The organism is Sporosarcina luteola (assembly GCF_023715585.1).
GTDB classification, from domain to species: domain Bacteria; phylum Bacillota; class Bacilli; order Bacillales_A; family Planococcaceae; genus Sporosarcina; species Sporosarcina luteola_D.
Genome location: NZ_JAMBOK010000001.1, coordinates 1,523,534 through 1,549,612 on the forward strand (window position 1 = coordinate 1,523,534; position 26,079 = coordinate 1,549,612).

26 protein-coding genes and 1 pseudogene are annotated in these 26,079 nt (G+C 45.4%); 12 read left to right on the forward strand and 15 right to left on the reverse strand.

The genetic code is table 11. The features are described from left to right. Nucleotides 1-139 precede the first annotated feature (139 nt). Together M3193_RS07615 and M3193_RS07620 are read left to right on the forward strand one after the other, a co-directional pair. Nucleotides 140-1,315 (forward strand): amidohydrolase, encoded by a 1,176-nt coding sequence (locus tag M3193_RS07615; RefSeq protein ID WP_251627247.1) that lies wholly within the window; start codon nt 140-142, stop codon nt 1,313-1,315. Between the two features lie 380 nt (nt 1,316-1,695). Further along, entirely contained in the window at nt 1,696-2,565 is an 870-nt protein-coding gene (locus tag M3193_RS07620) for a YitT family protein (RefSeq protein ID WP_251625735.1), read from the forward strand. A 193-nt stretch (nt 2,566-2,758) separates the two neighbouring features. Here M3193_RS07620 and M3193_RS07625 read toward each other — a convergent pair whose 3' ends face one another. Continuing rightward, entirely contained in the window at nt 2,759-3,247 is a 489-nt protein-coding gene (locus tag M3193_RS07625; protein ID WP_251625737.1) for a hypothetical protein, read from the reverse strand. Between the two features lie 200 nt (nt 3,248-3,447). Between M3193_RS07625 and M3193_RS07630 the strand changes: the two genes are divergently transcribed. Then, the gene (locus tag M3193_RS07630) at nt 3,448-4,164 is read left to right on the forward strand and encodes a 3-ketoacyl-ACP reductase (protein ID WP_251625739.1); all 717 of its coding nucleotides are present in this window, start codon (nt 3,448-3,450) and stop codon (nt 4,162-4,164) included. A gap of 207 nt (nt 4,165-4,371) precedes the next feature. Here M3193_RS07630 and M3193_RS07635 read toward each other — a convergent pair whose 3' ends face one another. After that, nucleotides 4,372-6,012: an SWIM zinc finger family protein gene (locus M3193_RS07635; RefSeq protein ID WP_251625741.1), complete on the reverse strand. Its 1,641-nt coding sequence runs from the start codon at nt 6,010-6,012 to the stop codon at nt 4,372-4,374. A 415-nt stretch (nt 6,013-6,427) separates the two neighbouring features. Then, the gene (locus M3193_RS07640) at nt 6,428-6,682 is read right to left on the reverse strand and encodes an excalibur calcium-binding domain-containing protein (RefSeq protein ID WP_435372034.1); all 255 of its coding nucleotides are present in this window, start codon (nt 6,680-6,682) and stop codon (nt 6,428-6,430) included. A 215-nt stretch (nt 6,683-6,897) separates the two neighbouring features. Between M3193_RS07640 and M3193_RS07645 the strand changes: the two genes are divergently transcribed. Further along, nucleotides 6,898-7,539 carry a metal-dependent hydrolase gene (locus tag M3193_RS07645; protein ID WP_251625744.1) on the forward strand — a complete coding sequence of 214 codons (642 nt, stop codon included), beginning with the start codon at nt 6,898-6,900 and terminating at the stop codon, nt 7,537-7,539. A gap of 228 nt (nt 7,540-7,767) precedes the next feature. Here M3193_RS07645 and M3193_RS07650 read toward each other — a convergent pair whose 3' ends face one another. Beyond that, nucleotides 7,768-8,499 carry a hypothetical protein gene (locus M3193_RS07650; protein WP_251625746.1) on the reverse strand — a complete coding sequence of 244 codons (732 nt, stop codon included), beginning with the start codon at nt 8,497-8,499 and terminating at the stop codon, nt 7,768-7,770. A 284-nt stretch (nt 8,500-8,783) separates the two neighbouring features. Between M3193_RS07650 and M3193_RS07655 the strand changes: the two genes are divergently transcribed. Both M3193_RS07655 and M3193_RS07660 read left to right on the forward strand, forming a co-directional pair. Beyond that, on the forward strand, nt 8,784-9,083 hold the full coding sequence (locus M3193_RS07655) for a hypothetical protein (RefSeq protein ID WP_251625748.1): 300 nt from the start codon (nt 8,784-8,786) through the stop codon (nt 9,081-9,083). Between the two features lie 242 nt (nt 9,084-9,325). Next, nucleotides 9,326-10,972 (forward strand): DUF4855 domain-containing protein, encoded by a 1,647-nt coding sequence (locus M3193_RS07660; protein WP_251625750.1) that lies wholly within the window; start codon nt 9,326-9,328, stop codon nt 10,970-10,972. A gap of 30 nt (nt 10,973-11,002) precedes the next feature. On the opposite strand, the pseudogene M3193_RS07665 reads toward M3193_RS07660, so the two are convergent. The 3 genes and pseudogenes from M3193_RS07665 to M3193_RS07675 all read right to left on the reverse strand — a co-directional run. Beyond that, nucleotides 11,003-11,224: pseudogene (locus M3193_RS07665) on the reverse strand (ABC transporter substrate-binding protein); the annotation flags it as partial. 225 nt (nt 11,225-11,449) lie between these two features. Then, the gene (locus M3193_RS07670) at nt 11,450-12,976 is read right to left on the reverse strand and encodes a Na+/H+ antiporter NhaC family protein (RefSeq protein ID WP_251625752.1); all 1,527 of its coding nucleotides are present in this window, start codon (nt 12,974-12,976) and stop codon (nt 11,450-11,452) included. Between the two features lie 387 nt (nt 12,977-13,363). Beyond that, nucleotides 13,364-13,978: a PH domain-containing protein gene (locus M3193_RS07675; RefSeq protein WP_251625754.1), complete on the reverse strand. Its 615-nt coding sequence runs from the start codon at nt 13,976-13,978 to the stop codon at nt 13,364-13,366. A 218-nt stretch (nt 13,979-14,196) separates the two neighbouring features. On the opposite strand from M3193_RS07675, the gene M3193_RS07680 reads away from it, so the two are divergent. From M3193_RS07680 to M3193_RS07700, 5 genes are all read left to right on the forward strand, one after another. Beyond that, the gene (locus M3193_RS07680) at nt 14,197-14,997 is read left to right on the forward strand and encodes an alpha/beta fold hydrolase (protein ID WP_251625756.1); all 801 of its coding nucleotides are present in this window, start codon (nt 14,197-14,199) and stop codon (nt 14,995-14,997) included. Between the two features lie 16 nt (nt 14,998-15,013). After that, a complete protein-coding gene (locus M3193_RS07685; RefSeq protein ID WP_251625759.1) occupies nt 15,014-15,958 on the forward strand; it encodes a GGDEF domain-containing protein in 945 nt (314 codons plus the stop codon). Between the two features lie 177 nt (nt 15,959-16,135). Beyond that, nucleotides 16,136-16,453, forward strand: coding sequence for a DUF192 domain-containing protein (locus M3193_RS07690; protein ID WP_353056394.1), 318 nt, complete (start codon nt 16,136-16,138; stop codon nt 16,451-16,453). A gap of 240 nt (nt 16,454-16,693) precedes the next feature. Then, nucleotides 16,694-17,401 (forward strand): DNA alkylation repair protein, encoded by a 708-nt coding sequence (locus M3193_RS07695; RefSeq protein ID WP_251625765.1) that lies wholly within the window; start codon nt 16,694-16,696, stop codon nt 17,399-17,401. A 361-nt stretch (nt 17,402-17,762) separates the two neighbouring features. Then, nucleotides 17,763-18,008, forward strand: coding sequence for a hypothetical protein (locus M3193_RS07700; RefSeq protein WP_251625768.1), 246 nt, complete (start codon nt 17,763-17,765; stop codon nt 18,006-18,008). Between the two features lie 72 nt (nt 18,009-18,080). On the opposite strand, the gene M3193_RS07705 is transcribed toward M3193_RS07700, so the two are convergent. From M3193_RS07705 to M3193_RS07740, 8 genes are read right to left on the reverse strand one after another with little or no spacing between them, the layout of a single operon-like run. Beyond that, nucleotides 18,081-18,719 carry a hypothetical protein gene (locus M3193_RS07705; protein WP_251625771.1) on the reverse strand — a complete coding sequence of 213 codons (639 nt, stop codon included), beginning with the start codon at nt 18,717-18,719 and terminating at the stop codon, nt 18,081-18,083. An 18-nt stretch (nt 18,720-18,737) separates the two neighbouring features. Then, nucleotides 18,738-22,379, reverse strand: coding sequence for a multicopper oxidase domain-containing protein (locus tag M3193_RS07710; RefSeq protein WP_251625774.1), 3,642 nt, complete (start codon nt 22,377-22,379; stop codon nt 18,738-18,740). A gap of 17 nt (nt 22,380-22,396) precedes the next feature. After that, nucleotides 22,397-22,672 (reverse strand): hypothetical protein, encoded by a 276-nt coding sequence (locus tag M3193_RS07715; RefSeq protein WP_251625776.1) that lies wholly within the window; start codon nt 22,670-22,672, stop codon nt 22,397-22,399. A 17-nt stretch (nt 22,673-22,689) separates the two neighbouring features. Next, on the reverse strand, nt 22,690-22,980 hold the full coding sequence (locus M3193_RS07720; protein ID WP_251625778.1) for a hypothetical protein: 291 nt from the start codon (nt 22,978-22,980) through the stop codon (nt 22,690-22,692). Continuing rightward, on the reverse strand, nt 22,981-23,739 hold the full coding sequence (locus M3193_RS07725) for a hypothetical protein (RefSeq protein ID WP_251625780.1): 759 nt from the start codon (nt 23,737-23,739) through the stop codon (nt 22,981-22,983). An 18-nt stretch (nt 23,740-23,757) separates the two neighbouring features. After that, entirely contained in the window at nt 23,758-24,339 is a 582-nt protein-coding gene (locus M3193_RS07730) for an SCO family protein (RefSeq protein WP_251625782.1), read from the reverse strand. A 12-nt stretch (nt 24,340-24,351) separates the two neighbouring features. Next, nucleotides 24,352-24,810 carry a hypothetical protein gene (locus M3193_RS07735; protein ID WP_251625784.1) on the reverse strand — a complete coding sequence of 153 codons (459 nt, stop codon included), beginning with the start codon at nt 24,808-24,810 and terminating at the stop codon, nt 24,352-24,354. 6 nt (nt 24,811-24,816) lie between these two features. Then, the gene (locus M3193_RS07740) at nt 24,817-25,233 is read right to left on the reverse strand and encodes a hypothetical protein (protein WP_251625786.1); all 417 of its coding nucleotides are present in this window, start codon (nt 25,231-25,233) and stop codon (nt 24,817-24,819) included. A 159-nt stretch (nt 25,234-25,392) separates the two neighbouring features. On the opposite strand from M3193_RS07740, the gene M3193_RS16700 reads away from it, so the two are divergent. After that, on the forward strand, nt 25,393-26,019 hold the full coding sequence (locus M3193_RS16700; RefSeq protein WP_285851856.1) for a collagen-like protein: 627 nt from the start codon (nt 25,393-25,395) through the stop codon (nt 26,017-26,019). The last annotated feature ends 60 nt before the right edge of the window (nt 26,020-26,079 follow it).

The following is a 26,079-nucleotide window of genomic DNA, read 5'->3' on the forward strand; positions in this document are numbered from 1 at the left end:
TTGTTTGAATTGTTTGCTGCACAGGCACCGACTTTTGGGCACCAATTTTACTTAATCTTTCCTGTTTGAGCTGTTGTTTAACGGGAAACATGTTAAGACTGACGATATTAGTATTTAACGGATTGGAAGGATTGAGATGATGAAGCAGCAATTGATGAATATGCTAGAACAACGCAAGGACGAGATGATACAGATCAGGCGTCATTTCCATGAGTATCCTGAGCTTTCGTTCGAAGAGGAAAAGACTGCACAGTATATTGCAGATTTTTATGCAGGAAAAGATGTTGATGTCCAAAGGAATGTAGGAAATGGATATGGCATCATCGTGACGATTAAAGGTGGTAAGCCCGGGAAGACGATTGGGCTTCGAGCGGATTTTGATGCGTTGCCGATTCATGAAGAGACGGATGTGCCTTTCAAATCGAAAATCGAGGGAGTCATGCACGCTTGTGGACATGACGCGCACACGGCCTATCTGCTCGTGCTTGCGGATTGTTTGATTCAACTGAAGGACGAGCTTTCAGGGACGATTAAAATCATTCATCAGCATGCGGAGGAAGTTCCGCCGGGCGGTGCAAAAAGCATTGTTGAGTCTGGTGTACTGGATGGTGTTGATGCAGTATATGGTGTGCATTTCTTCCCAACGAATCCAGCGGGTGATGTCGGATACCGTAGCGGCTATTCGATGGCGGGCCGGACTTACTTCAAACTGAAAATTCAAGGTGTCGGCGGTCACGGATCGTCTCCACACTTGGCGAACGACGCCATTGTCGCAGGCGCCCATTTTGTCACCGCGATCCAAACCGTCGTGAGCCGCCGGTTGAACCCTTTTGACATGGGCGTTATCACAATTGGTTCGTTTGACGGGAAAGGGCAATTCAATGTTATCAAGGATAGTGTCGAACTAGAGGGCGATGTGCGGTATATGACCGCCGAAGTCCAAGAGTTGATCAGCAAGGAAGTTCACCGGATTACCAAAGGGATTGAAGAAGAATTTAGGGTGAAGTGTGAACTTGAATATGTGCCGGATTATCCACCGCTATTTAACGACCCGGAAATTACGGCTGAGGTTGTCGCCGCCCTTCAAAGCTCCACAGAGCCTGAAATCAAGTCAGTGATGGAGTTCCCTATGTTCTCCGGTTCGGAAGACTTCGCCTATTATGCAGCGAAGTACCCGTCTTGCTTCTTCTACATTGGCAGTAAACCGAAGGGCGTGGAAAAAGCGTATTTCAACCACCATCCAAAATGGGACATCGACGAAGATGCCTTGCTCGTCGCCGCAAAAGCAGTCGCTGAGGTTGTTTGCAAAGGATGAGAGATGCTCGCCTGATGAGGTGCTTTTGTGAGGTGCCTTTTCAGGGGTGCCTGTGTAAGACAGACTTATGACAATTCCATTTGATGTATATAAATTCATGAGAAAGCTGACCTGCAATTGACACGGTCGGCTTTCTCTATTTTGATTATGCAATTGTAGTGTATTAACTGAATTATGTCGGTGCCTGTGCAAGAAACAGATATGACTATTCATTGAAGTTCATTAACAAATAAAGCTTTCCATATAGCATTTATTCAATTGTAGTGAATAAACTAAATTGAATCCTGCACAGGCACCATCTCCATTCCGAGGGAGATGAACTGGCAACGAGCAGAAGATAAGTGTAGAATAAAAAAAACTGCTTAAAAGAGGAACAACAAATGCCAAAAACCCAACAAAAAACAGCTATATGGAAATTGTTTGCTCGCGGCGCCTTGGTTATGCTCGGTGCCCTCATTGCCGCCTACGGATTAGAATCTGTTCTTATTCCAAACAAGGTATCAGATGGAGGCGTGACAGGTCTAAGTATCGTTGGATCAGAATTATTCGGCTTTCCATTGGGACTTCTCATCGCGATTTTAAATATCCCTTTTGTCTTTTTAGGCTATAAACAAATCGGGAAAAGCTTTGCCATCTACTCTGTGCTCGGAATTGCTACACTGGCAATCAGCACGAGCTTGATGCATCATGTGCCCATAATCATTCACGGAGATACGCTGTTAATAACAGTTGTCGGCGGAATCATCCTCGGTTTCGGAATGGGGTTAGCGCTGCGTAATGGAGGGGCTCTTGACGGAATCGATATGTTAGCTGTCTTGCTTTCACGGAGAATGCCGTTCGGAACAAGTGATTTGATCCTATTTTTGAACGTCTTCGTTTTCGCTATCGTTTCGATTGTCTTCGGACTTCAAGGAGCTTTCTTATCCGCAATTGCATACTACATCGCCACTAAAGTGATCAGCATTGTCGAAGAAGGACTTAGCGGTTCTAAAATGTATAAGATTATTACGAATGAACCTGAAGATATGGTCGAAACGATTCGCGATCGTCTTGGCCGCAGTTCGACGTATAGTATCGTTCAAGGCGCATATTCCAATGAAGAATTCCGGGAAATTACGTGCATTATCAACCGGCTCGAAGATAGCAAAATGAAGGAAATCATTCTTGAAATCGATCCGTCAGCGTTTGTCACTGTTTACGAAGTCGCTGAAGTGCGTGGCGGAAGTTTCACAAAGCGCAATATCCATTAATAAATTATGTGAGAATTGTGTGGGTGCCTGTGCATGGTGCAATTATGACTATTCATTGAAGTTCATATAAATTCAAAGGGAAGCTGGTCAAAGATTGATTTGATCAGCTTCCCTCTTTTTGTTTATGCAATTGTAGTCAATAAACTGAATTGCGTGCTGCACAGGCACCGAAAGCAGCACACAAATTTCGGCATTAACAAATCACAATCACCTTATGTGGTGTAGTTTGGGCGGGAATGCTGCGGGTCGTAGTGCTATAAATGACAATCAGCTCACGATTTGCTGGACTTCCCGCAAATAACTGTCCATTTTCAAGTAAAATCGGCGTATTTCGATTTATGTTCAATTTCAAGGTTCCGTCGCTGCTTACTAAATTCCGATCAAAGAAATCTACTTTTACAAACTGGTCGGCTCTCTCTTTCGCCATGACAACCGTCCGATACTGCGGTGGGTAAATTAGAGGGGTCGGTGCATTCGCATCATAAAAACCCGTTACGATATCTCCGACCTTCACTAAAACATGATCGACAAAATATGTGCCCGGCTCGATGACAAAATTGACGACGGAACCTTCACGATCAGCGACCGTAAATATTTTATAGCACCCAGACCCTTGATCATCCTGCTGTATCGAAAAATCATTAATTTCCATTACTCTGCCGGTGAAGAATCTAAAATTCATTCGCATACCTCCATTGTAAAACTCTCGTCATATAGACTATGCAACGGGTGTTTTGGGTGTTCAGCAGAGATATGATAGTAATTCCCTCACGTCCAATCCAATACCCTATGCACTTTCCACTTGCAAATCGTTTCCATAGGAGTCAGCTCAGCGGTTTGCTATACTACACGTGTCAACGTATAAAGAAGGGAGATTTAACTATGCAAAACATATCTGGAAAGAATGCAATCATTACGGGAGCTGGACGCGGAATTGGCCGGGCGACGGCAATCGCTTTTGCGAAGGAAGGCATCAATGTCGGGCTTATCGGGAAGACCGAGGCGAATCTTCAAAAGGTCGCTGAAGAGCTTCGCGAATTCGGCGTAAACGTTTCGATCGCTGCAGCGGACGTGTCTGACAATAAATCGGTAACTGACGCTGTCGAGCATGTCAAATCGGAACTCGGTCCAATCGACATCCTCATTAACAATGCCGGCATCGGCAAATTCGGCAAGTTCCTTGAACTTACTCCGGAGGAATTCAAAAACATTATCGATGTCAACCTGATGGGCATTTATTACGTTACACGCGCAGTGCTACCTGAAATGATTGAGCGTCAAACAGGTGATATCATCAATGTCTCTTCAACTGCCGGCCAAAAAGGCGCTCCTGTCACAAGTGCATACAGTGCTTCCAAATTCGGTGTGCTTGGACTGACGGAATCCCTCATGTTGGAAGTGAGAAAGCACAACATCCGCGTCACCGCCTTAACGCCGAGCACAGTAGCAACCGACTTGGCATTTGAAGAGAATCTCACGGACGGCAATCCGGATAAAGTGCTGCAGCCGGAGGATCTTGCGGAATTAATGGTTGCCCAACTGAAACTGCACCCGCGCGTCCTATTAAAATCTGCTGGCCTATGGTCAACAAACCCTTAAGTAAACTGAATTGTTCCGGAGTTGTGTGGGTGCCTGTGCAAGGTACATTTATGACAATTCAATGGATTTCATAAAAACCCAAAGGGAAGCCGATCAATTGTTGATTTGATCGGCTTCCCTCTTTTCATTTATGCAATTGTAGTTAATAAACTGAATTGTGCCCTGCACAGGCACCGTTCCCTAGGCACCGTTTCCTAAAAAAACTCCCTACAGCTTGCTCAGTTCATCCAAAAAAGCGGGGCGGTTTTTGTATGCTTGCTCGAGCTCTTTGGCTAAGCTTAATTGTGCTTCACGACCGGCAACCTTCCGGAATCGCTTCAGCAGTTGGCAAACTTCTTGATACTGCTGGCGATTGAACGCATTTTCCGCAGATACCCTCACATGATATTCGAACAGCTCAATTGCCTCATCTTTATAAGACTCCAACAAGAGATTCAAATAACGTTCCACCAACGAAGGTTGTTCACGTACATATTCCAGAATTGCTTCTACATCGTTTTCAGCCTCAATGAGCTGTGCATAGACATAATTCCCCTTACCTGCCAATTCCCGTTTTAAGTCTTCATAAAGTGCAAGCTGATCCACAGCGAGCGCTTTCAACTCCCAATAATACTCAACTTCCCCTCCTGCCAACAGCTCCCGGCCAATTTTCATCTGCTGTTCGTGAGCATTTAAAAGTTTATACGCTCGATAGCGCCATTTTTTCCATCTCGTTACTAAGCCCGGATAGTCTTTGTCGATGACCTCTCCCTCAGAAGCCAACGCCAACACATTATCAAAATTGCCTTCCTTCAATTCAGCTTGCATCAACCGCTTTCGAAATGATGAATAATTCAAGTTCTCCTGTAGTAACTGTCTCGCTTTCTCTTCCTCGCCATGCGTTTCAATAATGTCATACATCAAGTTGTAAATCCGCTCATTTTCATAACGGCTATAATCATTCGCAGACGAATCGTTCACCATTGCCTCCAACTCATCCATTAACGTTTTCCGCAATTGGTCATTTCCAGCAAATTTCATACCAATGCCGAGCACATCGATTCGGAAATCATTCCACCCTTCGAATACGTCCATTTTCGATAAATGAATGAGCCTGTCCAACATCTCACTTTGTTCGGCAGCCCCTAAAGGTCCGTTCGCAATCGTGTCCATCGTTTCAATCGTTTGATCTAATAAATATCCGATATTGCCGCTCGAGTCATCTGCATATTGAAACGATTTTATCCCTTCAATTAACAGCCCTTGCGCAATTTCTATAGCAATCAACGGATTTTTCATCGTCTCGACTTTATTCAAAACGGCGGACAGTTCATTCGTGAAGTCGCCAACATATTTATATGTAATAAATCCATTTCCACCACAATATTTCTCAAGGATTGAATCAACCATCTTCTTGTAGCGAGCAGTCTCTTGCTTCTCATCGACAGTTGCATAATTGAAAAGCAACTCATTATGAAAACTCGGATCATCGTCCGCTAAATGAAGGAGTATATCGATCAGTTCCGCTTTGGGTAGGCTTTCAAGCACCAGTTTAAGATCTGGCTGAGTTGCCCCCGCCACCTCCGGAAAATCATCATCTTTCAGTCTGTCAATCAACTCATAATAAACCGCCACTTCATGTTTACACACCGGCCCCAAATCATAAGGGCAATCGCAATAAGATGAAAGGATATTGCCCTCCTCATCTAGCTGGATGGCAATCTCATACACATCAGCGCCCTCAACACGCGCACCATATCGCCCCGCTTCCTTGCGTGCTAGCGTTGAAACAAATCCTGCATGATAATACTCGGAACCACGATCGACGATAGCAGAACTCACTACCTGTTCAAAATCATAAAGATTCATCGACCTTCCCCCTCTCTCCCTACGGCACACCATCTATTCTTATACCAATACGACACCCAACCGGAAATTCCTTTATTCTGTAAGTGTTGGTGCCTCAGTGTTTGTGTTTGTGTTGGTGCCTGTGCATGGCACATTTATGACAATTCAACGGAAGGTATATAAATACCAAGAGAAGCAGCCTAAAGGTCGGTATGGACAACTTCCCTTTTCTATTTTATACAATTGTAGTGAATAAACCGAATTGTTCCGGTGCCTGTGCACGGCACATTTATGACAATTCATCGGTATGCATTTAAATAAAAAGAAAAGCAGGTCAAATATTGCCATGACCTGCTTCCCCTTTCTACTTTATACAATTGTAGTGAATAAACTGAATAGTGTGCTGCACAGGCACCGTTTTTTGGGTAACGCTTTTTTACTTCTCACACGCTATTCCGTCTTTATCACGGTCCATATTTGTGTGCATTTTATAGATTTCAGCTGAAACAAAAGGCTTGTACTTCGTTTTTCCGCCTACGTTCCGAACTTTAGCATCTTTAGCGACGCCGCCTGGATATGTTTTATTCAACTCGGTACAATTTTTGAACTTTGCAGGTGCTTCGTTAGCTGTGTGGATTGGCATTGTTATCATTAGGAATGCAAGGGACATTGCGATAAATCCAGGTAACATCTTCTTCACTTTCATCTCTCCAATCACAATTATTTGTAAATAATTGTAACATAAAATCCCTTTTACGCTAAAGTTTTTTCTTCCAACACCTATCCGATCAATAATTTTCTACCCATGTACCCGCTTTTAAAGAACAACTGTGATTATCAGCCCATTGCCTTGACTCTTCAACGTGAGGGATAATGAAAAGATTACACCATAAGAGAGGTTTACAGATGAAAGGAAGTTCACATGCACTTATCGGCATCACTGCCGGAGCATTTGCAGGGTATCAAGTGCAGCCCGATCTTTATACAATCGCAATCGCCTCTGCGGTTGGCGGCGTGTCGGCGCTCGTTCCCGACTTGGACACGAACGGATTGGCGAGCAATCGCATCACCGTTTCAAAGCAGATTACCCAATGGCTGATGCAACTTGTCGGCGCAGGCATTCTCGTCGCGATTATCTACCAGTACTTCACAAAAGGATTCAATCCGTCCATCTTGCTCTACGCTGGAATCGGCTTGCTCTTTTTCATCGTATCGCGCTTCATTACACAGAGAAGAATGTTGACACTCACGGGCGTCATGGTGATGTGGCTCGGAATTGTAATGCATCAATCGATCGGCATTTTATTTGTCGGAAGCTATATCGTAATCGCGTCCTTCCTATCACACCGATCCTACACCCACTCATTCCTCGGGCTCGCTTTTTACGCGTTCATTTTGAATCAATTACAACAAGAATCGCAGATTGACGTTCTGCTCATTGCGGGGATAGCCGGGTACGCCAGCCATCTAATCGCCGACATGAAGATCTTTCCAATGAACCGCCGAGGCGTAAAATGGTTTGCACCAATCTGGAATAAAGAATGGTGACTGAATTTTGTTAGAATTGTGCCGGTGCCTGTGTAAGGCGCAATTATGACAATTCACGTAAAGGAATAATAATACAAAGGGAAGTCTACCAGATACTAATCTGACAGACTTCCCTTTTCGACAATATACAATTGTAGTTAATAACCTGAATAGTGTGTTGCACAGGCACCCAAACAATTCCCAAACAATTCTCACTCAACCCTCTCCTCCTGCACGACGAGCCTGTATTCATTGGAATTGGCGGGGTAGCAGGTGATGAGGGACATGAGCGCTATTCCTTCCTGCGGCTCGCGCGACTTGATTCACAGGTCTGACCGCAGTTTCTTCAAGGGCTTCGTTCGCAATAAATTTTGTATCGTCATCTACTACCGATTCAGTAAATTCGAGGACTACCTGGGAATTAACCTTGGGACTCTGGTCGCCATCTGTCACATCTTCATTGGAATCAAAAACAGGTTTTCCAACCACTTCATCAGGCTGTACATTGATGGCGGGTGCATCTTCATTTTGTGGCGGTATTTCATTCCTAACAACCTTTTCAAATGAATCAGCCACCTCTTCAATTTCAACAATGTCCATCACCGTCGAAGTTGTAGTGCTTGCAGTTTCCATCGTCTTTTCAACAACCGGAACGACATTATCGACAGTTCCTTCGACAAATTCAACCGTATGATCCAAAATCTTAGAAACGGGCCGTTTCGTAGAAGGTTCGACAAGCGTTTCAACCGTATCTTCTGTGATAGAAACAGCATCCTTCACCGTTTCATCGACCCCCTCGACTGCAGATCCGACAACGTCTCCAACCGATTCAGTCGTTTCTATCACCGTCGTTTCCACCTTCTCCAGCACACCAGACATAATGCCCCTGCCATTCCCAGCTTCCTCTTCTGCATGCGCAACAGCAAGCGGCGCAACAAACACACAGCAAAAGAGACTGCCACAAAGGAGTACCCTCCTCACATAAAGTCACCTCCTTCGAACAAATCCAATAATTTCAAAATACTCGATCACCTTCTCACGTACCCGCATATCAAAGAGCTAAACACATTAGTTGGTACTGCCCTCTGTAGGTGCCTGTGCGTGGCATATTTATGACAATTCAACGCGAGGCATGAAGATACAATAAAAAAACATCCAGTTACTTATACAACTGACTTCCCCATCACACAATATACAATTGTATTGAATAAACTGAATTTTGTCAGTTCCTGTGCAGCACATATTCGCTTTATAAGAAGATAAACATGGGAAATCTAATTGTTTCTACACTAAATCTCTCCAAGAACTCATTTCAATTCAGCAAAGCGAATTGTTTTTTATCGACCAGTACTACGTCGTTCTCCATTAAGAATGAAGGCAACGTCTACCCAAGTTGGAGCCTCGATATTGAAGATGGCCGATTGAATCCGGGAATGAGCACAACTGCAACTGTCACTTTCCGAATGAAGGATTCCTACCTGATGGATGGGGAACCATTGATGATCATTAAAAGAGGTATCTTTTTCCCTACAATCATGCAGTTCGAGTTGGAGAAAGATTATTAATTAAACTGAATTGTATCGGTGCCTGTGAAAAGCGTATTTGTATCAATTCAACAGCATGCATACAAACAAAACAAAAAGTCAGTCAAGTCATTCATGGCTGACTTTTTGTTTCTCGAATATGCAATTGTAATGAGTAAATTAAATAGCTCAGGCACCCAAACAATTGAGGTTTTTCGTTTGCCTAAAAAGAAACACACTGGTAAAATAGTAATATGAAAATAGTAACAAGAAAGGATATAAAAATGAAACTACTAAAATGGGCGATAGTCATTATATTAAGCTTTTGCCTGCTACCAAAGACAGCATCAGCACAAGGTTTCAAGGATGTACCTACAGATCATTGGGCGCATGATGAAATCCATTTTCTGACGGACAAGCAGGTGATTCGTGGATTTTCGGATGGTTCATTCAAGCCAATGGCTGTGTTATCAAGAAAAGACGCATCTGTCATGCTTGTGCGGGCTATGCAGCTACCAACAATCCAGCTACCAAAAGTCAAACCTGTGGATCTGAAGCCGACGATGAGCGGTTATTCGGAAATGATGATAGCTGCGAATAAAGGGCTATTCACAATTTCATCAAACCGTTTCAACCCAAATGAGCCGCTCACTCGTGATGAGATGGCAAAGGCACTTGCCGTTGCATACAACTACAGTGGCAAAGGAAGCTCTTCCTTTAAAGATGTGGCGAAAGGCAATACATATTACAAATTTATTGACGGAATTGCGGAAAATAGTATCACTACAGGCTATAGCGACGGCACATTTAAGCCAAGCGTCGCTGTCAACCGAGCGCAATTCTCCACTTTCCTGAAGCGCGTCTATGATAAACCACATGAATACATAGTGAAAAAAGACGGTCGTGTAGTAAAATCCTTCAAAGATGAGGCGGCCGCTATCGCGTATGCAGTAAGCCAGAAGGGTTCGACGGTTCATCCCGTCAGCAACTCACTTATGAAATACGCACAAAAACCTGCCGACTTGAAGGCGACGGGAATGAATAACGGTGTGTTGATCTACAGCGGCACTGAAAAGGAGTCATTCAACAAAGAGTTCTTTGCTCCATACCTTGCTGAAGGCAGTGCTACCTATTTTGACACATATGTCATCATGGGTCGGCAATATCCTGGTGGTGAATTCCAAGAAACGCCTAAAAACAAGGCGAATTATAGTGATTGGAAATGGTTTGCGGATAAACTTTTCTCCACGACCGGTCCATTAAAGCCATTGAACGATACAGCCGTAAAGGCTAATAGAAAGGCAAAAGTCTATATTGGAATCCCATACCCGAAACGTAATGAGGCCATTATTGACGTGAACGGTAAAAAACTGCCAAACACTCTAGCTGCCCGAAAACAAATGGTCAACTGGTACATTTCAACGATCGAGCAGCAATGGAAGCGCGCAGGATTCACAAACCTGACGTTCGCCGGCTATTACTGGGTGAATGAAACTGTCATTCACGCGGAGGACGAATTGCTCGTTACAGCTACAGCAGAGACAGTCCATAAGCTGAAGAGGAAATTCATCTATGCACCACATGCACGGACAACGAATTTTGATAACTGGAAATACTACGGGTTCGACGGAGCTTACTTGCAACCTAACACATTCCGACTAAGTCTTGGTGACCCTCAGGCAAGACTACACAAAGCCTTCCTCGAAGCGCAAATTAAAGGAAGCAGTATTACGCTAGAAATCGACACGTACTCCCCTCACCAAATGGGCGCAGGCTTGCTGAATTTCGAAACATATCTTGAATTTGGAAAACGATACAATTTAAACGGTTTCCTTCTTTATCAGGGAACGGATATGGTCTATCGAATGGATACGATGAAAAATGATGCATATCAACGAGCTTATCAGCAACTATGGGATTTTATGAATTGATATTGGAGTTAATGATGATAGGCGCTAGGTTCCGAGGGCAACCGCTTTCCCGTCCTCCACTTTCGCAAAGTTAATATCGTCACGGAGAATGAAGTAATAATCCGAATTACCTTCACCAATCGCATAGTTATATGAAAGCGAACCGTCCGAAACGACTTGGTCGTCATCCGTCAAATTGACGAGGCGCACGCACATATTCGTATTCAACGTATTGATCGAGCCGTCATTCCCTTTAATCGGGTCAAGCGATGAATGCTTATTCGGCGGACTTTTCGTTTCTTAAATATACAATTGTAGTGAATAAACTGAATTGAACCGGTGCCTGTGCAAGGCACATTTATGACAATTCATCATTCTGGATGAAAATGCAAAAGGAATCCAATGATTTGTTGCAATCATTGGATTCCTCCTTTTCCACCATACAATTGTAGTGCATAATCTGAATAGTGTGCTGCACAGGCACCGTCAAAAGCGCTATCAAGAAGCTGTCAATTCTTCTCCCACTTTACCTGTTCTCCGTCTAGATAAAACAAACGTTGCCGCGAGGAGAAGTGCAATTGCTAAAATAAGTGTGTATGCACTTCCCGTCAATCCTGCTACTACAAATCCGATGAGAGCAACGGATGCGTTCAACGCTGCATATGGAAATTGCGTTTTGACATGATCCAGATGATCTGCACCCGCGCCTGTCGAGGATAGGATCGTCGTATCAGAAATTGGCGAGCAATGATCTCCGAAAATCCCACCGGATAAAACTGCCCCGATGCATACGAGCATATGGGCATCTAGTGAAACGGCCATCGGAATTGCAATGGGCAGCATAATCGCGAACGTTCCCCAAGACGTCCCGGATGCAAGGGACATGACAGCACCTACGATAAATAATATGGCAGGGATGATGAATGCCGGCACGTTTCCTTTCGTCACTTCTACGATGAAAGCCGCCGTTCCCATCTCCCCGATCACCTTACCAAGCGACCAAGCAAGGACAAGAGTCACCGCCACGTACACCATCTTCTGCATACCGGAAGTATAAATATCGAAAATCTCATTGAACTTTTTCACCTTATATACAATCATGAGGATAACAATCGTAATGGCTGCAAACAGATACGCCGTGCTAAGCGCGACACGGAAATCGCCGCCTGGAACCGGAGTGACCGGAAAGCCCTTTGAAACGAGCAAACCGAACAACGTAACGAATAAAACTAGAAGCGGAAGCCAAATGAGAATCGTGCGGCTGCCCGTCGTATATTCCTTCATTTCCTCTGCCTTCCGCAACGGCTTCGACTCAGGCCAATAAAGCTGGCCTGTCCGGCGTACACGGTTTTCAGCTCTCGCCATCGGTCCAAAATCAAGCTTCGTAAAGGCAATCAAAGGCACGAGCAATACCGTCAAAATCGCGTAAAATTGAAATGGAATCACTTGAATGAGTGTACTGAATTCAGAATCGGCGATGCCCAACTTATCGAACTCCGCGCGAATCAACCCCATAATATAAACGCCCCACCCGATGAATGGGATGAGAACAGCTACCGGCGAAGCAGTGGAATCAATAATCCAAGCGAGCTTCTCCCGGGATAATTTCACTTTATCAAAGATCTTTTCAAAAACCGGACCAACAATAAGCGGCGTGCCAAGGTCCGAGAAGAAAATGAGGATGCCCCCGAACCAAGCTGATACTTGTGCATTCGCCCGTGTTTTAATGTATTTCACCGAAGCAGCAGCAAGCGCCGCTCCCCCGCCCGACTTTTCCATAAGAGCGACAAATCCACCAATGAAAAACAATAGCACAAGCACAGCTGCATTATAACTATCCGTCAGCTGCGGAAATAAATAATCGCCAATCACACCTGTCGTAGCTGTTAGCGGATTTCCGCCGACGAGAATAATAACACCGACAAAAACGCCGGAGAATAATGAGATAATAACATTCTTCGTAACAATCGCTAGAATAACCGCAATAAGCGGGGGAAGTAAAGATAACAAACCCATATGTTCCATAGCCTACACTCCTTTTAATATTTATTTATAACATTGCATTATTATACATACTTAGTATTAAATATGCAACAAAGGATTTTTGCCCTTCGTCGGTGCCTGTGCATGGTGCATTTATGACAATTCACCAAAGTGGATGAAAATACGGTAGGGTGCTGTTTTTTTGTTGACCACATTGGCTTCATCCTATTTTATATACAATTGTAGTGAATAAACTGAATTGAACGGGTGCCTGTGCAAGACACATTTATGACTATTCATCAATTCGAATGAAAATACAAAGAGAAACCAATGACTTAGCTCAGCCATTGGTTTCTCCTTTTTCAATATACAATTGTAGTGCATTATCTGAATTGTTTGCTGCACAGGCACCGCTCTCATCAACAGGTCTCAATTATTAATATACTTCTCAAACACATCCCCAAAGTCTTTCACATGGTATTTGTCGCGGGCGGATGTTAGCCATGAGAAGCTGAACTCTGTTAAATGCTTGTATTCGTCGGCCAGTTGAATGTCGGACGGACGTGAGTTTTGCAGCACGCTGGCAGCTTTATCGAGGCTCTGCGTCGCCATCTCAAACAAAATATTGTTGTCGTGCGCCTTTTCCGAAATGTACACCAATGCTTTGTAAAGATCATTCAACTTCGCAAGCTGCTTCTTATCAACGTCAATGCTATAAGATTGATTGCCTAACGTAAACTTGATCTCCACATCCAAATCCACCTTGCCCGCCGTTTCCAGCAGCACATCCGTGATTTGATAGCGCGAATACGGGTAGCGTTTCAATACACGCTTCGAAGAAACCGCCTTCTCCCCATCGACATGAATAAACGCGATGTTTGTAAAGCAATATTCATCCGCTTTCGTCTTAATCAGGAAATAGATCTTCTCATTATCCTCATGTCGAATATAATCATCCGCATCCGTTTTATCATAATCCTCCGGTCCGATGATCTTACCAATATCCGATAACCCTAGAGCATCTGACGCCAACTTCTTCAGCATAGGACCAACCTCTCTTCTCTACTAGATTTTATAGTGGTATTATAACATTTTTATAGGAGAAGGAAATCAGTATTTAGAGGGGAGATACCATTTTCCCTACCAACTTCCCCGGTGCAACGAACCTTGTTTTCAGCTATAATACTAGTTATCATTTATATACACTTTCCCATGAGTTACATCTCATAAATTTAGAAAACGTAATAGAAAGGGATATTATCTTGAATCAGCATATAATAAAACGAAATCACGTGCAGGTGAGTGGGTCAGGTGAGCGGACAATCGTTTTCGCACATGGGTTGGGCTGCGATCAGACTGTCTGGAAGAATATCGTACCGGCTTTCGCTGCCAACTACCGTGTCGTTCTGTTTGATTACGTAGGGGCCGGTAGGAGCGATGCATCCGCCTCCTCCGCTGAACGATATAGTTCGCTACATGGGTATGCGCAGGATCTGTTGGAAGTTTGCGATGCCTTGCAATTGGAAAACATCATTTTCGTCGGGCATTCCGTCAGTGGCATGATCGGGTCACTGGCCGCCATCCAAAGGCCCGGTTTGTTTGACAAACTTATCATGATCGGAGCGTCACCATGCTATTTGAATGAACCCGGCTACAATGGGGGATTTGAATTGGAAGAAATCAGTGAACTACTGGACATGATGGAAATTAATTATAACGAATGGGCTAAATACTTGGCGCCGATTGCAATGCTAAACGAGGAAAAGCCTGAGCTGACAGCAGAATTTGAAATGATGCTCAATGCCAACTCACCTGTCATCGCCCGCCAATTCGCAGAAGCGACGTTTATGTCCGATCATCGGCATGATTTACAAAACATCCCTGTTCGGACACTCATCATTCAGACGAAAGAGGACGCAATCGCCCCTTTAGAAGTTGCTCAATACCTTCATAGGCATATACCGAACAGTGAACTGTCCATCATGGAGACAGCCAAAGGGCATAATCCACACATTAGCCACCCAGAAGAGACTGTCCAGGAAATTAAACGGATCATCGGATAAGATGGGAGCGAATTTTATGGATGAACAATTGAACGCTGCCCCTTGCGGCTACTTCATCATGCAACACGACTGGAAAATCATTGACATGAATCAAACCTTAAAGGATATGATGAAGACCGAACAGAGTCCTTCCCATATCCACGACGTGTTGACCGTACCATCCCGCATCTACTTTCAAACCTACTTCCCTCCTGCAATTGCAGTCCACAAAAAAGTAAGGGAAATGTATTTGAATGTCAAAGTGGATGGCCGGTCGGTTCCTGTCCTTCTGAATGCCAATGAGCGCAACGGTCTGTTGGAATGCGTCATCGTGCAAATTAAAGCACGGGACGAATACGAAAATCAGCTAATGACAGCAAAAAAGAATGCTGAACGAATCCAAAAAGAGACTGACGTCACCTATACAAAATTGCTCGGCATCCTGCGGGAAGTAGAAGAGAAGCAGCAACAATTACTGGAACTAAACAGCGTACTTGAAAAACTTGCGGCAAGAGACGAACTAACAGGTCTGCATAACCGAAGGATCTTTCAAATAGAGCTGGCTGCCGCCATCGAAAACGCTGAAGAAAATGACGATCAGTCATTTTCATTGCTGCTATTAGACATCGATCATTTCAAACATGTGAATGATACATACGGGCACGCGACCGGGGATCTTGTATTGAAGGAACTGGCAAGGAAAATGGAAAGCGCCGTTCTCCCCCCTCATACAATCGCAAGAATCGGCGGTGAGGAATTCGCAATCCTGTTGCAAGAACCAATCCCTGAAAAAGCGATTGAAAAGGCGGAAGACCTCCGCAAATTTCTAGTCTCCGCCAAATGGGAAATCCTACCGATTACAGTCAGCATGGGCATTACTCACTTCCAACAAGGTGACACGCGAAACAGCCTATACATAAGAGCAGATGACGCACTATATGCCTCCAAACGAAACGGCAGGAATCAGCTGACATGTAATTAATAATAATTTGGCTACAAACTAAAAGCCCCTTGCCTAGTTGAAGGGCGAGGGGCTTTCTGGAAGATGAAAGGCAACAAACTTCGGCACTCCCATGAATCTTTACAGCCCACAAAGAATAAAATGACTTAAAAAGGGGGCTCAATAGCTATTTCTAAAACGATTCTTCTGCCATTCCAAATCAAACATGCTGACACGTTTTGGAAGAGATTTATGGGGCGCATCAGTCACAATGGTCAGCTTGTCAATAAAGGGCTTCTACTGACACCTTGCAATTCTCTCCGGATGTTCATAATCAGGCATCCAATTGACGTCATCTTTCTAACCAAATCAAACCGTGTCATCAAATCAATGTCGTATCGTCGACCTTGGCGAGTCGTGCCTCCTGTAAAAAACGCACACTCGACCCTAATCCTCCCCCTTGGCACAATAAAAAAAGAGAAAATCCGCGTCGACGACACCCTCCAATTCAATTTCAACACAACTAACGAATCCTAATTGTGTCGGTGCCTGTGCATGGTGCATTTATGACAATTCAACTTTAGGTATTAAAATACAAGGAAAAGTCGGCCATTCGCTTTTATGGCCGACTTTTCCTTTCGAAAATATACAATTGTAGTTAATAAACTGAATAGTGTGCTGCACAGGCACCTTAGTTAAGTACTGACAAACGGCAGTTCGTTAGAGGATAATAAAGATAAATAAAGAGCAAATCGCTAAGAAGGAAGTGCTAAAAGAATGGATTTCGAAACAGTTATGCAAGAACTAGAAGCGCTTGGCAAAGAACGAACGAAGAAAATATACATCTCGAACGGCGCGCATGAACCGCTTTTCGGCGTCGCAACGGGTGCGATGAAACCGATCGCTAAGAAAATTGGAATTGACCAAGCTTTAGCGGAAGAGCTTTACGCGACAGGGAACTACGACGCCATGTACTTCGCAGGCATCATCGCAGATCCGAAAGCGATGACTGCAGCGGATTTTGACCGTTGGATGGATACTGCGTATTTTTATATGCTCTCCGATTATGTCGTGGCGGTCACGCTGGCGGAAGCGGATATTGCACAAGAAATTGCCGATAAATGGATCGCTAGCGGTGATGAACTGAGGATGTCTTCTGGCTGGAGCTGCTATTGCTGGCTCCTAGGGAACCGTCCCGACGTTGAATTTTCCGAGGACAAGCTTGCCGGCATGCTTGAAACCGTCAAAAACACGATTCACGATGCGCCAGAACGCACAAAGTCTGCCATGAATAATTTCATATACACTGTCGGCTACTCCTATTTGCCGCTCCATGAAATAGCGGTCGAAACCGCAAAAGAAATAGGCCCAGTCGAAATGAAACGGGACAATAAAAAACCCGCCATCCTCAACGCTTACGAAAACATCCAAAAGGAAATTGAGCGAGGAAGGATTGGCTTTAAACGTAAGTATGTAAGATGTTAAACAGTAGCTTCAAGAGCATTGATCCAATGTGGATGAATGCCTTTTTGTTGTAGTTGCCCATAGGTTGACCAACCAAGGACTCCCCAGATTACAACATATAGTAAGGGTGAAGCCGTAGGGAGGTTATCGTATGAGTTCACATAATTGCTGCTGTTCGCATCGACGGCATGAGAATTATGAAGGGATAGGCAGGTGCTGTTCAAAATGCTGCCGCCACTTCGATTGTTGTGGGCACTCCCACCATCGTTGTGGTTGTTGTCGGTGCAGTGGTTGCCATCACTTCAGTATCCGATTGGCTGGATTGCAAAACGGACTCCTTTCCAGGCTCCACCGGTTGTTGTGGAGTGAAGTGCAGTTCAAGTTGGAGGATAGCACTGAAGTAAAAGGGACCATCGTCTCGGTAGGGTCAAATTTTGTTGAAGTTCTCCTGTCAGACACCCATTCCCAAGAGAATGAGACAACCCTTGCCTTACAACAGAAAGGAAAAGAAGTGGACATCGAAGAAGAGTCGGCGACCGAAAAGCGGGAGCATCCAATTGGACGGTCTTGGATCTTTTCAATCGATAAAATCGCGCATGTGGAAGTCCCCTGTGAGAAGCCGCACTGACCTGGTCATTAACGATCCAATTAGAAAGAAGTCAGCTACCGTGGAGAACTAGCTGACTTCTTTATTTAGCACCTACACTTGGATAAGATAGATCGCACCAATTGGAATCTCAATATCCTTTTCCTTCATGGAAAGACAGACGGTTTCTCTGTCCACCTGTTTTAAAGTTCCGATGAATGTCGCATCTTCCGTAACGACTTGAAGTGCATGTGATTCCAGTGTCAGCAAATAGACGTCCAACCGGATTCTAAAGAACAGGTGGATCAATTCAGGCGAGGAAGCTACCATCTCACCGAAACGGAAGGTCAGTGCCTGCTGACAGCCCGGGGAGGCGTCCTTTAATCTTGGGTCAGGAAATGGTTCGGCAAATCGGCCTGCAGGCTTGATTTTTTCGATTTGTACATACGGTACAATGAAAGTGCCCTCCTCTGCTTGGAGTACGACAAAATCGAAACCTGCGAGCGTCGCCCTTCCCACGACAGACTTTCCTGCTCGAATGGGAACTTCAATGGACAAGCCAATTAATCCATCGAAGACTTTTTGATATACTTCATTCGTCGATCGATCATCTGATAGAGCCAAATCTAGCAATAACTCATTGGCATCATGGATTTTTTCTAGGAGTTCAGGAGGCAAATTATCCGTCGGAGAAGGGAGGTGAGGGTTTGGAAGGGTTTCCGGACATTCCTTCCGATTCTCTTCATTTTTCATTTTTCAACCCTCCTCTCCCTATTGCTCCAAAGGCGGCAGTTCAGCAATCGGTTTATCGTGGACGCGCATTATGCCCCACATGCCTTGTTCGATATCCCAGCGGATATTCCCGGATCGGTACAGATAGTCCCCCGGAAATTTCCCATAGGCCCCTGCTCCTCCAAGCAACTCCAAGTTCTTCACTGCTCCCGCGACATGGAATCCGACAAAGGCTTCTGTACGCGATTCGATGTCTTTCGTATCAAACCGCCAACGATGGCCATGCAAATGGAAAGAATGCGCCCTTCTTCTTTCTGCCGGCGTCACGAGCCGGATGGTTACAGGATCTCCTGCATAACATTCAAAAACGGGAGTCGCCGGGTCCCCGAACACGTTGGAATTGAACAACTCATGCAGCTTCGGATGTTTCCGATAACGATTGATTAACCGTTCGCTTCGATAATTAATTCCCCGGGAACCTTGGTCGTACGTATCGAGTAAATCTTCGTCGATCTCCGGAGGCGGGATGAGAATTCCGTCAACCGGATCAAAGATGACCTGCCCTTGCTTATCGTACAACCGCACCCCATCATGCAGTATGACGACAAACTCCCTAATGTCGGGCAAGAACGGATTGCGCAACACAACATTCGCTCCCGATGAAACGGGTTGCAGCGTATACGGATCAACATACTCCGTTCCTCTCGGCTCTGCGATGAATGCCCCGAACGCTCCTTGTGATTTATGGTTCCGGATATCCGCCATATCCCATAGCCCGCAAGCGCCTACTTGGGTATCCACCACCCAACGATACGTCCGTTTCTCCCCGGGTCCAACGGTTTGGTCGCCATTGAATCCGACAGTTTCCCCGGCAGACGTTTTGACGTCATATTGAATTAATTGAGGATGCAGGGAAATGCGTAAAGAAGGTGGGTAATACGCTTGTTCTTTAACAACAGGATATGGATAGATCCCATCCGGAAACGGAAACTTCTCCATTTCCAACTCGCTCGTCAATGTCACTTCAACGGTATCCCCTACATTGGCCCGGATAATGAGAGGCTCCGGCTTTTTCGTTCCATTTACAATGGCCTCTTGATCTTCTTTCAAGGCGACCATGATGCCATGCGGATCATGGTCGCCAAAGTCGTTATACATCAGCTTCGTTTGGAAAGCGACAACGTCAAAATAGCGGACCGGACCCTCCACAGGGTGGACAGTTGGATCTTCTGCTTGCGGCGGCTTGTCACCCGTGTATTCCGGCAACGGTTTGGAACGCTTTAACGGCTCGGGTCGGTCAGTTAATGAGATTAAATCCGGTACTTTCTCATCATACGCACGGATTAATCCCCATAGCCCGTTCCATAAATCCTCCTCCGTTTCAAACGCCCATAAGTAGTCGCCCGCTCTTTCAATATACGTTTCCATCGTGAAGGATTCCGATATTCCGATATGCTGCTGTTCTTTCAATGACGAGTTCAGACTGCCTCGCTCCTTATGCCATCTGAGCCCGTGCACATTGAAGCTATGGGACTCTTCCTGCGAGCCTTGCAGCAGCCGGATCCGGATCGAATCCCCTTCATAAGCCCTCAAAATCGGGGTTACGGGATCTCCATTCTGATAAGAGCTAAACGTATAAGCGGGATCACAATCTTTTCCTAACCGGAATTGCAGCGGCTCGTTCTTATAATTCACGCCGAATAAACCCGGATCGTCATCAGAACTCGGAAACTTTGGCGGTTGCAGCGGTTTTCCGTTTTTATCAAACAATAAAGTGAAATCCTGTACAAATAATGCAAAGTCCCGGTAATCCGGAATTAATGGATTTTTGGACGTGATTTGTGTCCCATGCACGACAGGCTCTCCTGTCCGCGAATCAAGGAATTCCGTAAAGCGGGGGTGGACGACGCCGGAGCCAAAAACGCCATGCTGCTGATGGGCGTTCGGATAGAGATGATCATGGAAAAACCACGCTTTTAATTCAACTTCGGCATAATAGCAGTACTGGATCGTTTCACCCGGCAATACAGAGGAATCATAGTTCCAGCCCACATTCGCCCCATCGTTCACGAGCACATCGAATTTGACAAAATGGATATGAAAACCGGTTTCATATGCTCGGGTGACTAGTTGAAAAGCATCCCCGTCCAAAATATGCGGCAAACGGTTCGTATAATTGATTCTAAAAGACGTATGGGCAGGTGTATGAATGACGAGTGGCTCCGGCTCTTTCCTCCCTGCGCAAATATCTTCCAAATCTTCATCCAGTACATATATTCTTCCTTTAGGATCATGCCAACCTTGCTTATTGTACGTAATCGGCAGCTCGATCAACGAGATGTTAAATTCCCGGACCGGCGCACTTTCGGGGCTGGGATCCGTAAAGACGGCTCCAGGTCTTGGATTCTCTATGGCGGCATGCCGCTCCAACTCTGTCAACCCCCGCCCCCCTACGATGCCGAGCGGTGGACGGGGTGCTTTATAACCCACCTTGCCGGGAATGAAATTCGGAAACCCCGGTTTTTCGAATGTCGGCTTAGGCGGCGCTTCCCGGTCGGGCAATGGGTGCAGCGGCTTGATCGGAACGCCATTCGGATAGCACTGGCTGCCATCTTGAAGCGTATTAAAAACCCGGTTCAGTCCCCACATGCCCGCCGCAAAATGCGGGTATAAGTGGCAATGAATGATCGAATCACCGAAAGAACCCTGCAAGCTGCCTAATCCATAAAGCGGTTCCACTGTATAATGGGTTTGCGGACTGATCGATTGAGCGTCAATAATCTCTGATTCCAAATCATCGGGATCGCTGAGCCATTGATGGACATGGTAATGAAAAACATGCGTTTCCTTTACTCCCCCGTGAACGACCCGGACTTTTGCGGGATCTCCGACATAGCCACGTAAAATAGGAGTCGAGGGATCTCCGTACACCCACGAATCATGGTGGACTTCCTCCCCTTCACAATTGGGGCAGACCACTCCTTCGGCAATCAATTGCTGCCGTCGGTTAATCGGTTCAAACCGATAATTGGCGCCGTGGAACGAACTTTCCTCTTGGTTTGTCAAATGATGGATCGGCCGATTCCCGGTTAGATCATCCACTTCCATTTCATCATGGAAGACCCAAGCATATTCGCGGAACGACGGCAAAATAGGATGATGGATATCCGCGAACACCCCGCTATTCATCGGCTTCCCCGTCTCCGGATCCGTCCACCACGAAAAACGCCGTTCAACAAACAGAGCCCCGAATAATCCATTGCCATTCGAGCCGTTTTCACTGCTTGCAGGATTCCCCAGATCCGAAAAGAAATAGATCCCCTCTTTTACAACGTTAATCCGGTACTGATATGATTCGCCGGGCGGCACCGTACTTTCTTCATTCAACCCGACGTTGGCACCATCCGCAGTCCGGACATCATACTCCGCTTGCTGGAAATGAAGCCCTGCGTGGAACGGCAATTTATTCTCAAGAAGAATTTCCACCGCATCCCCTTCATTCGCCCGAATAATGAGGGGCTGTACGAGAGGTACCGGCATGAACGGATTTTCCTTCACCGACTGCTTCACTTTTTCTTCGTTCTCTTTCAACACATACATCATGCCGTTCGGATTATGGTCGCCAAACGTGTTCAAGACGATTCGAATCGGAATAGCGACTACGTGATACTTTCTAAGCATTGACAACCCCCTCTTTTCTAGCTGTCTTTCAGATGAGGAATTTTGGCACCAAGCCCTGTTTCAATATAAAAGACTTCAATGGAATGGATATGCACCGTCCATTCCTTTCCCTCCAATGAGGGGATGGATGTCGTCTCCACATCCAAAACAACCATGTCTTCAACAATCGACTTGATTTTCCCAATGAACATAAAAGGAAACGCTTTGGTTAAAATAAAAACTCTGCGCCCCATATTCTTCCGGAAATAATGGACGATCCCTTCCTCTTTTTTGTCATTGTATGATTGACCCAATTACCATCGCTCCTCGCTTATGTTAGTGGAAATGCCATATCACTCGGCACATCAGTTGAATACGAGACAATTTGCTCAAGAGGAATGCTTAATGGAAAAGGAAACCGGTAAAACGGGGCATTCACCATTTTTATAATGACGGGTGTTAACGTTATATGGCCCGGTTGGACATCTGACACCGTCCCAGAAAAAACAGGGCGGAACACTTGACCTAATAAATTTAATTGTGTCGCTTTCGTAATGATAAGCATCTCTTCCCCTATTAACATTTCTAACTTCCCTTGCAAGTCTTCTTCTTTCAGTCCCATTCACTTCGCCCTCCATCCCTTTATTCTTTGGCTGCAGGCAGTGACTGCTTGTAGCCCGAACCTCTTCCATAAAGAAGCTGGCCCGATCGTTGTAATGAATCGTATTTCGCTTAACGGGATCCGGTGTTCACTACTCATTCGTTGTAAAACACATTCCGTTTTGCAAGCGCCTTTCAGTTTCCCGAAGAATGAACTTTCCACTGTGTTGACCTCTACCCAGACACCATTCCAAGTCGACAGATTCGTATGGAGCGTTTCCTCAAAAAATTGGCGAACCAATGCATCTTTTGCAGCTACGGTCTCACCGAAACGCAATACAAGCTTTTGTTGAAGTTGATTGTCATAGATATGGTGTTGATGCGGGGTTGAATAGGTTGGAAATCCAAAGGGGATGGTAGCGGAGTCGATGGCTTCGTATGGTATCCAAATCCTCTTTTTCAAATCGGTCACCATAACAAAATCTCTTCCGATTGTGGCAACCTTCCCCACGGTAGTGATCGTTTCATTCTGTTTGATTGCTGAAATTATGCTGACTTGCTGATGCCGTTTCATTTTAAAGAACTGCTTTAACAGAAGTGTTTTCCGGAGGGATTCGTCTCGACGAACCACATGGAATAGATTTTTCTGTTGGATATATTCTGCGAGAATCCGGGTTTCCTCCGCTGAAACTGCGCTCGTTGGTGATGAATACGGCGGAAAGCGTGGCTTGTTGGACTCCGGATGCTCACCTATCGCCAACTCACTGAACTTATTGGACATGCTGGGGACCCCCTTCCATTAGTTGATGAACTGCTCCAATTGGTCGGCAATTTCCTCGACATTGACCCGTTTCGTCCCCACTGACATGTTATGAAGCGATCGAATACGGTCCTCTGAATCGACGATATACATGGAAGTGGAATGAGTGACAAACCCATCGGCATTTTTCGTATATGTGAAATGAAAGCTTTGTGTAAATTGCTTCGTCTCTTCTTCCGTACCTCTTAGAAACAACCAATTGGGGCCTGTTATCCCCATATTTTCTGCATACTGACGTATTCTTTCCTCCGTATCAAATTCCGGGTCCAACGTAACGGCCAGGATAATGTACTCATCGTCCGCAATTCCTTTTTTCTGCATCTCCCCCTGGAGTTCTTGTAATTCAATGAAAGTCATCGGGCAGACATCCGGACAATTGGTAAAGAAAAAAGTCACAAGCTTCGGCTTATCTTGCCGGGACACCTCTTTTCCATTCACTTCAGTAAATGGCCATTCTTCCACAGTTCCGATTTGCGGGAGGTCAAGCGCACGAGGCCAAAACAAGTAGAACGCAGCCAACCCGAGAGCGAGGACAACGATACTCCATACAATTTTCAGCAACCTCATCCCTTCCTATTTTGTCAGCGAATTGCGTATGAAATGATGGACAAGCGTATGGAGCGCGGCACAAAAAAGGACAAGGCTCACTAGAGTAGATGTGAAGGATGCTTCCGTTTCAATCGGGATGTTGCAAATCGCCGGGTTTTGAAGGACAGCGCCAAACATCATGCCCATTATGCCGCCGATCGCGCCGTTATACATGCCGTTCAAAGAGGCAGGAGCTTTCATGAATGAACCAAATTTCCAACCGATCCAAAGCCCTGCGCAGGAAGGAAGAAAATACGTAACAAAGTGAAGCGGGAGAAGCAATTGCAAATAAAGGGCGATGACGAATGAAGAAATCGAGGAAAGCGCCATGCACATCGTCTTCGTATACCGATCGTCAAAAAGAGTTTGCTTCTTCCGGAAGATCCCGTAAATATAAACCATCTCGCCGACATTCCACAGAAGTAAAACGAGGATGAGCAACATGGCGCCTCACGACCTTATAACGGAACTCAAAATGACAACCATGACCATAGCGAATAAAATGTGAAGGCCCCAAACGAATCTCCCGGGCATCTCGGCAACTGTCCCGATCATCGGTGCCATTAAACCGACAATGGCCCCATTCGTCAGGCCAGCCACAAACGTCTCATAATCAAAAAGTTTACCGAATAGGGCCCCCGATCCCATTCCGATCAGGGCGGAGAGCATTGTAATATATGTGAAGTGGAAAGGAAATTGAAGAATGAACAGAACACCGGACAGCATTGCCATCATTCCGCCCATCACCATGCTTACATTCATCCCCAATTGAAAACCGATCCGCTTTTTGATTTTCCGTACATACAAATAACAGATGAGAAACAAGCAACTATCCACATAGATGAACAGCCAAATGGGTATATCCAAGACCTCACCTCTACTTACGTTATGGCAATTTGTTTCCAAACGAAACTAGTCCTAGTGAATTGACCCTATAAAAGAGGACGCACTGATTCAATTGTCCCCCCTCTGCAAAAGCCTTGGGCATATAGTAGATTCAGAGGATGTGGTGAAGGAGGAAATTTAATGGAGCGGTGTCCAAAATGCAATGAGAATGCCTTTTGTAAATGCAGTAGTGAAAGCAGAGGACGAAGAGGCCCGCGCGGCTATCAAGGACCACCAGGAGAACCGGGGTGCCCTGGGCCAAAAGGAGAGCGGGGACCCCGGGGTTATCAAGGACCGGATGGCCAGATAGGAGAACGGGGCGAAAAAGGAGAACGGGGTGAAAGAGGACCTCAAGGACCACAAGGGGAACGCGGGCCTGCCGGGACGTTTGATACGACATACGGATATGCCTATACAACAACGAAAAGCTCGGCGTCAGGGACTGTCAATTTCCAAATTGCCGGACCGTTACAAGACATCAAAGTCGTTCGCAATGGATTACAAGTATTAAAGGACGGAATTTACCAAATTAGCTACACCGTCGTTCTGGATTCGAAAGTCATCAGCTGCACCCCTTCAACATTTCGGGTAAAAATAAATGACAACGTCCATGTCCATTCATCCGGTACGGAATCCTTGATTTCCACGACATTGACAAACACTCAACTAGTCTCCTTACAGGAAGGCGATATCGTCCAACTGATCGCCGACTTACAAGAACATTGCAGTTATAAAATGGCTAGTCTGCAACTTATGCGAATTGGATAGGCACGCAAAGGAAGACAACCTGACAGTATCAATTCCCGCTGCCAGGTTGTCTTCCTCATG

Bases quoted from the DNA above. Each gene is read 5' to 3' on its own strand.
- M3193_RS07735 (WP_251625784.1), bottom strand. From the start codon at position 24,810: ATGTTGCTCATCCTCGTTTTACTTCTGTGGAATGTCGGCGAGATGGTT.
- M3193_RS07695 (WP_251625765.1), top strand. From the start codon at position 16,694: ATGGATTTCGAAACAGTTATGCAAGAACTAGAAGCGCTTGGCAAAGAA.
- M3193_RS07675 (WP_251625754.1), bottom strand. From the start codon at position 13,978: ATGCTGAAGAAGTTGGCGTCAGATGCTCTAGGGTTATCGGATATTGGT.
- M3193_RS07615 (WP_251627247.1), top strand. From the start codon at position 140: ATGAAGCAGCAATTGATGAATATGCTAGAACAACGCAAGGACGAGATG.
- M3193_RS16700 (WP_285851856.1), top strand. From the start codon at position 25,393: ATGGAGCGGTGTCCAAAATGCAATGAGAATGCCTTTTGTAAATGCAGT.
- M3193_RS07660 (WP_251625750.1), top strand. From the start codon at position 9,326: ATGAAACTACTAAAATGGGCGATAGTCATTATATTAAGCTTTTGCCTG.
- M3193_RS07670 (WP_251625752.1), bottom strand. From the start codon at position 12,976: ATGGAACATATGGGTTTGTTATCTTTACTTCCCCCGCTTATTGCGGTT.
- M3193_RS07720 (WP_251625778.1), bottom strand. From the start codon at position 22,980: ATGGGACTGAAAGAAGAAGACTTGCAAGGGAAGTTAGAAATGTTAATA.
- M3193_RS07710 (WP_251625774.1), bottom strand. From the start codon at position 22,379: ATGCTTAGAAAGTATCACGTAGTCGCTATTCCGATTCGAATCGTCTTG.
- M3193_RS07620 (WP_251625735.1), top strand. From the start codon at position 1,696: ATGCCAAAAACCCAACAAAAAACAGCTATATGGAAATTGTTTGCTCGC.
- M3193_RS07725 (WP_251625780.1), bottom strand. From the start codon at position 23,739: ATGTCCAATAAGTTCAGTGAGTTGGCGATAGGTGAGCATCCGGAGTCC.
- M3193_RS07640 (WP_435372034.1), bottom strand. From the start codon at position 6,682: ATGTTACCTGGATTTATCGCAATGTCCCTTGCATTCCTAATGATAACA.
- M3193_RS07705 (WP_251625771.1), bottom strand. From the start codon at position 18,719: ATGAAAAATGAAGAGAATCGGAAGGAATGTCCGGAAACCCTTCCAAAC.
- M3193_RS07630 (WP_251625739.1), top strand. From the start codon at position 3,448: ATGCAAAACATATCTGGAAAGAATGCAATCATTACGGGAGCTGGACGC.
- M3193_RS07685 (WP_251625759.1), top strand. From the start codon at position 15,014: ATGGATGAACAATTGAACGCTGCCCCTTGCGGCTACTTCATCATGCAA.
- M3193_RS07625 (WP_251625737.1), bottom strand. From the start codon at position 3,247: ATGAATTTTAGATTCTTCACCGGCAGAGTAATGGAAATTAATGATTTT.
- M3193_RS07635 (WP_251625741.1), bottom strand. From the start codon at position 6,012: ATGAATCTTTATGATTTTGAACAGGTAGTGAGTTCTGCTATCGTCGAT.
- M3193_RS07645 (WP_251625744.1), top strand. From the start codon at position 6,898: ATGAAAGGAAGTTCACATGCACTTATCGGCATCACTGCCGGAGCATTT.
- M3193_RS07655 (WP_251625748.1), top strand. From the start codon at position 8,784: ATGGGAAATCTAATTGTTTCTACACTAAATCTCTCCAAGAACTCATTT.